At 69.7% G+C, this 11,040-nt stretch carries 8 protein-coding genes; 1 reads left to right on the top strand and 7 read right to left on the bottom strand.

Annotated features, from left to right (window positions below; genetic code table 11):
* On the top strand, positions 1–417 hold a 417-nt coding region (locus C1I95_RS27255), incomplete at its 5' end, for a PadR family transcriptional regulator (protein WP_111217986.1).
* A 76-nt stretch (positions 418–493) separates the two neighbouring features.
* Here the strand turns inward: C1I95_RS27255 and ispG are convergent.
* The 7 genes from ispG to C1I95_RS27220 form a co-directional block, all read right to left on the bottom strand.
* Entirely contained in the window at positions 494–1,666 is a 1,173-nt protein-coding gene (gene ispG / locus C1I95_RS27250; protein ID WP_111217985.1) for a flavodoxin-dependent (E)-4-hydroxy-3-methylbut-2-enyl-diphosphate synthase, read from the bottom strand.
* A 9-nt stretch (positions 1,667–1,675) separates the two neighbouring features.
* Positions 1,676–2,926 (bottom strand): M50 family metallopeptidase, encoded by a 1,251-nt coding sequence (locus tag C1I95_RS27245; RefSeq protein WP_111217984.1) that lies wholly within the window; start codon positions 2,924–2,926, stop codon positions 1,676–1,678.
* Entirely contained in the window at positions 2,926–4,137 is a 1,212-nt protein-coding gene (gene dxr / locus C1I95_RS27240; protein ID WP_111217983.1) for a 1-deoxy-D-xylulose-5-phosphate reductoisomerase, read from the bottom strand. Before dxr ends, C1I95_RS27245 begins: the two co-directional genes overlap by 1 nt.
* Before the next feature lie 729 nt (positions 4,138–4,866).
* Positions 4,867–6,558, bottom strand: a complete 1,692-nt coding sequence (locus C1I95_RS35945) for a hypothetical protein (protein ID WP_199523928.1) — start codon at positions 6,556–6,558, stop codon at positions 4,867–4,869.
* Positions 6,559–6,711: 153 nt separating this feature from the next.
* Entirely contained in the window at positions 6,712–7,383 is a 672-nt protein-coding gene (locus tag C1I95_RS27230; RefSeq protein WP_111217982.1) for an endonuclease V, read from the bottom strand.
* Positions 7,384–7,395: 12 nt separating this feature from the next.
* Positions 7,396–7,944: a GNAT family N-acetyltransferase gene (locus C1I95_RS27225; RefSeq protein ID WP_111217981.1), complete on the bottom strand. Its 549-nt coding sequence runs from the start codon at positions 7,942–7,944 to the stop codon at positions 7,396–7,398.
* Between the two features lie 140 nt (positions 7,945–8,084).
* Positions 8,085–10,658 (bottom strand): M14 family metallopeptidase, encoded by a 2,574-nt coding sequence (locus C1I95_RS27220; RefSeq protein ID WP_158566484.1) that lies wholly within the window; start codon positions 10,656–10,658, stop codon positions 8,085–8,087.
* Positions 10,659–11,040 lie beyond the last annotated feature (382 nt).

The following is an 11,040-nucleotide window of genomic DNA, read 5'->3' as shown; positions in this document are numbered from 1 at the left end:
GTGCTGGCCCTGCTCACCGAGCGGCCGATGCACGGCTACGAGATGATCCAGGAGATCGACTCCCGCACCGGCGGGGCCTGGCGGCCCAGCCCCGGCTCGATCTACCCCACCCTCCAACTGCTGGAGGACGAGGGCGTGATCGCCGCCACCGAAGAGACCGGCGGTGGCCGCAAGCGGTTCACGCTCACCGAACAGGGCCGACCGGAGGCCGATGAAGCGGCGCAGACGCCGCCCTGGGCGGAGGTCGCCGAGGACACGATCAACAGCTGGCACGACATCCGGCACGCCGGCGCGCAGGCGATGAACGCCCTGCGACAGGTGATGATGACCGGCACCGACGACCAGCGGGAACGGGCCGCCCAGGTGCTCGACGAGACCCGCCGCAAGCTGTACGCGATCCTCGCCGAATCCGAGTGAGCCCCGGTACGCGCCGAGGGCGGCCACCCCTGGTCAGGGGTGGCCGCCCTCGGGTGGAACGTGCCGATGTGCCGGGTCAGTGCACGGTGACGGTGGCGCCGGGGAGCAGCCCGCGCAGCTCCTCGGGCAGCTCGGCGCCCATCTCGTCGGCCAGCCGCAGCGCCTCCTCGATCAGGGTCTCCACGATCTGACCCTCGGGCACGGTCTTGATGACCTGCCCCTTGACGAAGATCTGGCCCTTGCCGTTGCCGGAGGCCACTCCCAGGTCGGCCTCCCGGGCCTCGCCGGGGCCGTTGACCACGCAACCCATCACGGCCACCCGCAGCGGCACCGGCAGCCCCTCCAGGCCGGCGGTGACCTCCTCGGCGAGCTTGTAGACGTCCACCTGGGCCCGCCCGCAGGACGGGCAGGAGACGATCTCCAGGCCGCGCTCGCGCAGCCCCAGCGACTCCAGGATCTGGTTGCCGACCTTGATCTCCTCGACCGGCGGCGCGGACAGCGACACCCGGATGGTGTCGCCGATCCCCTCGGCCAGCAGGGCCCCGAAGGCGACCGCCGACTTGATGGTGCCCTGGAACGCCGGGCCGGCCTCGGTCACGCCGAGGTGCAGCGGGTAGTCGCACTGCTCGGCGAGCTGCCGGTACGCCCGGATCATCACCACCGGGTCGTTGTGCTTGACCGAGATCTTGATGTCCCGGAAGCCGTGCTCCTCGAACAGCGAGCACTCCCACAGCGCCGACTCGACCAGCGCCTCCGCGGTGGCCTTGCCGTACTTGCTGAGCAGCCGCTTGTCGAGGGAGCCGGCGTTGACCCCGATCCGGATCGGCGTACCGGCGGCGGAGGCCGCCGCGGCGATCTCGGCCACCTTGTCGTCGAACTGCCGGATGTTGCCCGGGTTCACCCGCACCGCCGCGCAGCCGGCGTCGATCGCGGCGAAGACGTACTTCGGCTGGAAGTGGATGTCGGCGATCACCGGGATCTGCGACTTCTTCGCGATCGCCGGCAGCGCCTCCACGTCGTCCTGGCTCGGCACCGCCACCCGGACGATCTGGCAGCCGGACGCGGTCAGCTCCGCGATCTGCTGGAGGGTGGCGTTGACGTCGGAGGTCAGGGTGGTGGTCATCGACTGCACCGAGACCGGCGCGCCACCACCGACCGGCACCGAACCGACCATGATCTGGCGGCTCGCCCGACGAGGCGCGAGCGGAGGCGGCGGTACGGCGGGCATACCGAGGCTGACAGCGGTCACTTCAGGCACTCACCTTGTGAAGAGGGTGATCGGGTTGACGACGTCCGCGGTGATCGTGAGCAGCGTGAACACGCCACCGATCAGGATCACCACGTACGTGAAGGGCATCAGCTTGAAGTAGTCGACCCGGCCCGGGTCGGGCCGGCGCAGCCGCGCGTACACCCAGGAGCGGGCCCGCTCGAACCAGGCGATGGCGATGTGACCGCCGTCCAGCGGCAGCAGCGGCAGCAGGTTGAACACCCCGATGAAGAAGTTCAGCGAGATGAACAGCATGACGAAGATTTCCCAGGCGTCGTTGGCGACCGCCTCGCCGCCGAGGATGCTGGCGCCGACCACGCTGATCGGGGTGTCCATGTCCCGCTCGCCGCCGGTGATGGCGGTCCACAGCGCGGGGATCTTCTCCGGCAGGCGCTGCAACGCATGCGCGGTGGCCTCCGCCATGTCGCCGATGAAGTCGCTGGTCGCGCCGACCGCCTCCACCGGGCCGTAGGAGACCAGGCCCGGGGTGGAGAGGATCAGCCCGACGCCGAGCGCGGAGACGTCGGTGACCGGCCCGTCCGGGTTGTCGATCGGCGGACGCTTGGTGGTGGCCAGCACCGTCTCGGTGGTGCTGGACTGGCCGTCGCGGACGTACCCGATGGTGGCGGTGCTGCCCGGGGTGGTGGCCCGCAGGGTGGTGAGCAGCTCACCGTAGCTGTTGATCGGGGTGCCGTTGAGCGACGTGATCCGGTCGCCGTTCCGCAGCCCGGCCGCCGCGGCCGGGCTGGCCGTGTCGCCGGCGGCGCACTCCCGGTACGTGGTGTCCGGCAGGACGCAGTTCTGCAGTGCGATCACCGCCGGCTCGGCGCGTACCTGGGCCTCGGTGGTCGGGCGGTCGGGGTTGGGCAGGCCGAAGGTCATCGCGGCGAGCCAGGCGGCGAAGATCGCCAGCGCGAAGTGGGTGACCGAGCCGGCGGACATCACGATCGTCCGCTTCCACACCGGGTACCGCCACATCGCCCGCTTCTCGTCGCCGGGCTCGACGTCGTCGTCCTGCGGCGTCATGCCGACGATCTTGCAGAAGCCGCCGAGCGGGATGCCCTTGATGCCGTACTCGGTCTCACCCCGCTTGAACGACCAGAGGGTGGGGCCGAAGCCGACGAAGTAGCGGGTGACCTTCATGCCGAAGGCCTTGGCGGTGAGCATGTGGCCGGCCTCGTGCAGGCTCACCGAGACGAGGATGCCGAGGGCGAACAACACCACCCCGAACGCGAACGACATCAAGCTCCTTCCACCGCAGCTGCGATGATCTCCTGCGCGTGCGCGCGGGCCCACGACTCGGCTTCGAGTACGTCCTCGACGGTACCCGGTTCGCCGAATTCGGGAGCCTCGTCCAACACCCGCTGTAGCGTGTCGACGATGCCGAGGAACGGCAGTCGCCCGGCGACGAACGCCGCCACGCATTCCTCGTTGGCCGCGTTGTAGATCGCCGGTCGGCACCGGCCCGCCTCGCCGGCCGCCTTGGCCAGCGCCACCGCCGGGAACGCCTGGTCGTCCAGCGGCGCGAACTCCCAGGTGTGGGCCGTGCTCCAGTCGACGGCTCCGGCGGCGTCGGCCACCCGCTCCGGCCAGCCGAGCCCCAGAGCGATCGGCAGCCGCATGTCCGGCGGGCTGGCCTGGGCGAGCGTGGACCCGTCGACGAACTCGACCATCGAGTGGATCACCGACTGCGGGTGCACCATCACGGTGATGTCGGCGTACGGCACGTCGAACAGCTCGTGCGCCTCGATCACCTCCAGCGCCTTGTTGACCATGGTCGCCGAGTTGATCGTGACCACCGGCCCCATGTTCCAGGTCGGGTGCGCGAGCGCCTGCTCCGGCGTGACCTTTGTCAACTCGTCGCGCCGCCTGCCCCGGAACGGCCCGCCACTGGCGGTGACGATCAGCCGGCGTACCTCACCCCGGGTGCCGCCGCGCAGGCACTGCGCGAGCGCCGAGTGCTCCGAGTCGACCGGCACGATCTGCTCCGGCCGCGTCACCGCGGCCTTGACCAGCGAGCCACCGGCGACGAGCGACTCCTTGTTGGCCAGCGCGAGGGTACGCCCGGCGCGCAGCGCCGCCAGCGTCGGCGCGAGCCCCAGCGAGCCCACCACCCCGTTGAGTACGACGTCACACGGCCACTGCGCCAGCTCGCTCATCGCGTCCGGCCCGGCGACGATCTTGGGCAGCTTGAACTCGCCGCTGGCCCAGCCCCGGCGGCTGGCCTCGGCGTAGAACGCGAGCTGAAGATCCTGGGCGGCGGACGCCTTCGCTACCCCGACCGCCTCGACCCCGAGTTCGAGAGCCTGCGCGGCGAGCAGCTCGACATTGCCACCACCGGCACCCAGCGCCACCACCCGGAACCGGTCCGGGTTGCGCCGCACGATGTCGATGGCCTGCGTACCGATCGAACCGGTACAGCCCAGCAGTACAAGATCGCGGGGGGAGGTCACCGACCCATTCTTCCCCACGCCCGCTGTACGCCCGCCGGGAGCCTCGGTGAAAGGAAGGGCACCTTATTAACGCCTGCGGTAGAGGAAGGGCCCCTTGTTAACAGCCCCGAGTGCTCGCTCAGCCGTCCCCGCGCGAGCGATCCTCGGTCCGGCGACCAACAGCTCCCGGCCCGCGTGCACCACCGTCTCCGGGTTGAGCGCGACGCTCACGGTCCACCTGATGTCGCAGGTAGCCGACACGTCGAAGGACGGCGCGCCGCCAGCCTCGCCCACCGAGGTACGTGCACCTCGCCTGCGGGTTGCGGCGGCACGGTTCTGTCCAGCTACACGCCGACCAACCTCTCATGAGATGGGCGGTCACCACCGCGCACGGAGGCGTCATGCCCCGACCCATTGCTCCCGTAACCGCGCGGCCAAGGTGCGCGCCGAATCCACCCAGCTCGAAAGGTTACTTATGGCCGACATGACCAGAGACCGATAGGGCCGCCGGCAGGGCGGACTCCCTGATACTCCGACTCGGCATCGGAATCTTGGACAGTTTCCGTTAGCGCCTGACGGAAACTGTCCAAGATTCCGATGCCACACCCAACTTCGAGCCAATCATCGGACATCGAGCAGGCGACCAAACGGATGGAACAGGCAAAGCGCGCCGCCGGTCACGCGACGAACCGGCGTTGGCCCCACAGTCGGCGGCCACCGACAGTGCGGCCAGAATCTGGCCACTGGTCGCTACGGCTGCTGGTCCCGCCGCCGTGGGATCCGGCGCAGCGCGTGCCAGATGGCGAGCGGGATGCTGGCGAGGATCGCCATCACCGCGATGGTCAGCGCGAAAGTGGTCGCCATGGTCTGGCTCGGCCAGCCCGTCTGGAGCCGGACGAGGTACGGCAGTGGCACCGCGGCCCCGGCGAGCAGGCCAGCGAGACAGACACCGCCGACGGTCGCCCCCGACGGTTCAGGATCGGCGGCAGCAAGCGGTACGGCGACAATTGCCGGGACCAGGGTCAGGCCCACCATCATGCCCAACGGAATGAACAGACCATCGTGTACGCCGGCCGATGCCTCCTCGATGAAGATGGCCATTACCAGCAGGCCGGGTAGGCCGACAACGACCGCCACCGGGGCCACGAACCAGCCGTGCCGCCGTGCCAGAAGCGCGCTGCAACCGATGAAAACCACCATGCTCCCAACCGCGAGCGACAGCGGAGCGGCAATTGTCGTACCTATGGTGACGGTCGCCTTCATGGCGTTCGGAATTGGCTGCGGGGGATCGTCGGTCAGGGATTCCCTTCCGACGAAGGGACGCAGCCCGATCCGCTCCCAGTCGCCGGAGGCGTCACGACGGACCAGGCCGTCGCGGCCGTTGGCCACCATGACCACCACGCCCCCGCCCGGCTGGTCCCGCACCACCAGCGCACGGGAGGACAGGTACTCGCGGACATCACCTACGCCCGGGTAGGTCATGCCGAGCCGTTGCCGGGCCTCCTCGTCGATTTGCCACGCGACGCGCCAGGTCGTCCCACCGTCCTGACTCTCCTCGACCGCCAGCTGGTGCGGCACGATCCGGAAGCAGTGCCGCGGTTCCCGTGCCGAGCAGTCCTCTTCCGATGCCGGTGGCGGTCGCCCGTCCCAGAAGTGTTCCTCGTCGGCCTCCGGATGCGACGAGAACGTGAGCCCGTCGTCCTTGCTGGCCCACCAGGAATAGGGCTCTCGCGAGTCCTTGTGAAAGGCGTTGCCGATGCCGACCAGGACCGTGCCCCGCCACTCGACGATCGTGACGGCGTCGTCGTAGACGACGGCGGAGGTGGCCGCGACGCCCAACCCGGCTATCGGCAACACCACCAGCACGGCCACCATCCGCAGCCACCGGGCCAGGGTCGGGCGGGCCGCCGCCGACCGCCACGTCCACCAGGCCAGCGCCAGCGCCGGCAGCGCCAGCAGGTCCGAGACATCCGCCAGGATGACCGACGGCCCGTTGACGACACTCCACGCCGACGAGGCCAGCGCGGCTCCCGCGGGACTGGCCTTCACGGCGGTGAACCCTGCCCCCACCAGGAAGATCGCGATGGCCGCCAGCAGGTCCGCCAGCCCGACCGCAGTGTTCCTCGCCGGATCGGACGGACGATGTCGGGGCCGTTCCGCGCCGCCCACCACAGCGGCGCGGGCCGCACGGCGCAAGGCCGGCAGCGCGCAGCAGCTGGCCAGTACGAGCGCCGCCAACGGTGGCGCCATCACCAGACCGGCGACATCGCTGAGCTTTCCGGTCAACCAACCGGGATAGGCCGCCTTCAGGACGTGGTCGTTGAGGATCAGCAGCACCGTGGCTGCCACGGTCACCGGGTGGATCAGCCAGGCCAGAAACGGGTCGATCAGCCCCTTGGGCGACCGGTCCACGCCCCCGTCGTACTTCCGCGACGCGCCCATGCTTTCACCGTCGCGTAGGCGCGTAACACCTCCGTCTCGTCCCGACCTCAACCCGACATAGATCCTGACGGGTATCGAAGTCGACGGTTCGGAGGCCGTCGGGCAGTGCCAGCAGCGCACATCGACACGCCATCAGGCAGTATGGCGAGGAGGTCAGTCCTCACTTCGGCGCAGTGCTTCGCGGGAGAGGAAGTCTGCCCTGCGGATCACTTCCGGGAGCCGGTACCGCGGGCTCAGGTCGAGCGTCAGGGATGTCGCCTCGTCGAGGTTGGTGCGGTGGCCCGCCGACACGAACACCGGCTTGACGTCGGTCTGCGTTCGCAGCACCCGGCCCAGCACCTCATCGCCGTCGCACAAGGGCGACCAGTCGCCCCGACGCCGACCGGGCTGGTCGTACGTCCCGACGAACGGCGTCTTCGCCACCCCGAAGGTGGGCCGCTCCGTCACGACGCCCAGGTGGCAGGCCAACCCGAATCTTCGTGGATGCGCGATGCCGTACCCGTCACACACCACCACCTCGGGACGACACCCGAGCGTGCCCAGCGCCTCCAGCAGGATCGGCACCTCGCGGAAGGCCAGCAGCCCCGGCACGTACGGAAAGCTCACCTCGCCGTGCACGACGGCCGACTCCACCTCCTCGCGAGTGGTCACGTCGATGACCACGGCGGCGGCGGTGATTCGCGGCGAGAACTTGTCGTACGACACGTCGACGCCGGCCACCAGCGTCGGGTTGGTGCCCAGGTGAGTGTCCAGGTCGAGGCGCTGCTTCAACTGCTCCTGGATCCGCTCCGCCTCCGCGACGGAGGTCGGCTGTTCGTGGTGCACGGCGTTGCCGGCTCAGGCCGCACGGCGCAGCACGAAGGTGTCCAGGTCCTCGCCGCCGTACCAGTCGCTGCGGCGGCCAATGTGGGTCATGCCGAGCCGGCAGGCGACCGCCTTGGAGGCCGTGTTGCCGGGGTCGACCACGGCGTGGATCAGCAGGGTGCCGGTGGTGAACTCCCGGTCGACAAGGGCTCGGGCGGCCTCGGTGGCGTACCCGTTGCCCCAGGCGTCCGGGTGCAGGTGCCAGCCCACCTCGATGTCGTCGGTGAGGACCTGCTCGTCCCGCCCCGGCAGCGGCTTGAGCATGGCCGTGCCGACCGCGACTCCGGTGTCGCGTACCTCGATGGCCCAGGTGCCGTACCGGTCGCCGTGGTCGGCGTGCCGCTTTCGCCACATGGTCAGCCGCTCGACCGCCTGCGCCGGGTCGGTCATCGGCAGCCCGGACGCGGCACCGAGCCACCGGGCGATCACGGGACGGCGGTAGATGTCGAAAAGTCGGGCCAGGTCCGCCGGCTCGTCGGTCCAGTCGCGCAGCAGCAGCCGTTGGGTGGTGACGATCGCCATGGTGCCGGATCGTAATGGCGATCAGCGCCCGTGCAACGTAGTTACCCCCACCGGGGCGGTGGCACGGCAGTGGCCCCGACCGGTGTCGACGAGTCGCACCGGCCGGGGCCACAGGATCATTCGATCAGCCGCGGGTCAGCTCACGACCCGTTCCACCACAGGGCGCTGGCGACCTGCGGGTAGAGGCCCTCGGGGTGGGCCCGGAAGAGCGGCTCGGTGCCGAACAGGGTCACGTTCGCACCCTTCGCCACACCGCTCACCACCACGGCGTGGCCAGCGGCGGCCGCCTGACCGCCCCAGTGACCGGCGAGGAAGAAGCCCTCGTCGGCCAGGCGCTGGTCGACCCGTACGCCGGCACCGACCCGGGTGAAGTACTGCGGTGCGTCGACGAACGCCGTCGGCAGCGCGTTACCCGTGATCGGCGAAGCCGGGTCGTTCACCACCTTGACGATGCCGTTCGCGTCGCTGCGTCCGGCCGCGATCGTGACGTCGAGCAGCCCAGCCCGGTCGTTGAACTGCTTGCCGCTGCTGCCCCGGCCCACGACGGTGCCGCCGTTCGCCAGCCACTGGTTGAACGCCGCGGCCTGCGTGGCGTTCAAGCTGAGCGGGTTGAACGACGTCGTGGAGACGAAGAAGGCGTCGAAGTCGCCGAACGACAGCGCCCCGTTGTTGAACGCGGTGTGGGTCACCGAGATCGGGGTGAAGCCCATCTGCTGCAGGGCGAAGATCTCGCCGCCGTTGGCCGACACACCGAGCCGGGTCTTGGCGACCGGCTTGGCCGTCCGCACCTCCGGCGGGGTGATCTTGGTGAACTCGACACCGTACGCGTCGGCGATCGGGCGTACGACGGACGCGTTGGCCGTCACGACGAAGTTGCCGTTGGGCATCCGGCCCAGCTTCACCCCGTCGTTGAGCAGGTGGTTCACGGCGCGGATACCCGCCACCGAGTCGACGACCAGGCCGTACTCCGACCGGTTGCCCGGCGCCACCTCGCCGGTGGCACGGGCCTCGGTCACCGGACGCAGCACCTTCGGGTCGAGGGTGACGTCCTCGGTCACCCGCTCCACCGTCGCGCCCCAGAGGTGACCGTGGCTCCAGGCCGAGATGTCGTACATCGCGTTGAAGTCGTTGGTCACGTCCCGCCCGACCTCGAGCAGGGCGCTCGCCAGACCGCGCTTGGCCTGACGCATGTCGACCACGTAGGCGCCGACCTCGTAGCTCTTGCCGTTCAGCTGGAACGGCCGCCAGGCCCGCTGCACGGTCAGGTCGTTGTCCAGCATGAACTGGACCAGCCGAGCCGCTGCGGTTGCGCTGCGCTGGTCCGCGCCGGCCGGGATGACGTACGCCCGCGGGAAGCCCTGCGGGTGCGTCTTGGCGTTGTCACCACGGGCGAGCGAGAGGGCCAGCGGGTCGTCGATCGGCCGCGTCGCCTCGCCGTCCACGCCGCGCCGGAACCACTCGAGCTGGTTGGCCAGCAGTTCCTTCTGGTTCTGGGTGGCGTAGCCGAGGTTGCCCTTGATCGACGCCTTCGCGACGGCGGTGTTGATCCGGGTGCGCTCGTGCCGCTCCGCCTCGGCCAGGTTGCCCCGGGGGTTCAGCGGAACCTCGATGGTGTGCCCGATCGTGCCGTGGTACATCGAGTACATCGGGGTGAAGATCGGCGGCCAGTCGTCCCAGCCCTGGGAACGGTCCCGGAACGGGATGTCGTTGCGCCGGGTGCCGTCCGGGTTCGCGCAGGTGGCGCGGGTCTCGCCGGTGGCGAGGATGGCCTGCTCCATGGCCAGCGCGTTGCGCAGCGCGTACTTGATGTACAGGTCGTACTCGTAGTTGTCACCGTGCGGACCGGTGGTCGGCTCGATGAGGGTGCAGGACACGTACCCGTGGATGTCAAGCATGGTGAGCGGGCTGTAGCGGACGAGCTGGGCGCGAACCGCGCGGACCTCAGGCTGCGAGGCCGTGATGTAGTCGCGGTTCATGTCGAAGCCGTTCGCGTTGGCCCGCGTCGCCGCGACCCGACCGTCCGGGTTGTTCGTCACGACGAAGGCGATCACGTGACGGTCGAGCATCTTCACGATCTCGGTGTCGTTCGAGAAGGCGAGCTCCTGGAGAACCTGGAGGCTGGCGTCGGTGCCTTCCCACTCGTTGCCGTGGATGTTGTTGTTGATGAACAGCGGGGTGCGCCAGTTGTCGTACCCGCCGGCGGCCAGCTTGGCCTGGGCCGCGTGCGGGTCGCTGATCCGCAGGTCCGACAGCTCCTGCCAGTTCTTCCACTGGGCGTCGGTCATCGGCGAGGTCGCCAGCACCAGGTGCAGGTCGCGGCCCAGCACGGACTGGCCGATGACCTCCACGCTGATCCGGTTGCTCTGCTGGAGCGCGCGCAGCGCGGCCGGAATCCCGTGGTACGGAATGAGGTTGAGCGGGATGGACGCGTCGGTCAGCTCCACCGACACGTCCTTGATCACGTCATTGCGCGGCTTGCCGGGCAGCTTGGCCGACGGCGCCGGCTCGGCGGGCTGCCGACCCGGCGCGTCGGCAGAGCGCCCCCGCTGGTTTGACCCGACACCGAACGGCAGGTTGGTGTCGGACTGACCGCGGGGCGACTCGACCGCCGCGTCACGGGTTTCCGGGTCCGGCGGTGCCGCGGTGGCGGCGGTGGTTGGTCCAAAGAGGAGCCCTGCGGCGAGCAGGACCGCCAATGGTCGACGAACACGCACGTACATACCTCGATTCGAGGGGGCAGGGCGCCGGCGGCGACTTCTGGTCACGATCACCAGCGCCACGATGATTGGCTGTTCTACCAGCGACGGAAGCGCAAGTCGATAGCTCGGACCACACGGGAGCGCTTCCCGGACGATTTGCCGAGCGGCAACCGTGCCAAAACGGTTCACTGCTGGTCAACGCTCAGGCACCCCGGGCGCGCCGGCACGCCGCCCGTCCGACCAGGCTGATCCACTCGGCCGCACACCGCGCGGTGACCTCCCCGGCCCAAGAATCGTGCTCGATCCTGGTTCGAGTGGCATCGTCGTCGCCAGGAGGCCACTCGAACCAGGATCGAGTGGCATCCGCCTGCTGGCGGGCGGCGGGGCGGGCTACGCG

The organism is Micromonospora craterilacus, from assembly GCF_003236315.1.
Lineage (GTDB): Bacteria > Actinomycetota > Actinomycetes > Mycobacteriales > Micromonosporaceae > Micromonospora > Micromonospora craterilacus.
The sequence above is the reverse complement of the archived record's forward strand: the minus strand, read 5'-3'. Positions and strand labels throughout refer to the sequence as shown.

Excerpts from the sequence above, each read along its gene's own strand:
- C1I95_RS35945 (WP_199523928.1), bottom strand. The coding sequence starts at position 6,558 with ATGGGCGCGTCGCGGAAGTACGACGGGGGCGTGGACCGGTCGCCCAAG.
- C1I95_RS27225 (WP_111217981.1), bottom strand. The coding sequence starts at position 7,944 with ATGGCGATCGTCACCACCCAACGGCTGCTGCTGCGCGACTGGACCGAC.
- C1I95_RS27245 (WP_111217984.1), bottom strand. The coding sequence starts at position 2,926 with ATGTCGTTCGCGTTCGGGGTGGTGTTGTTCGCCCTCGGCATCCTCGTC.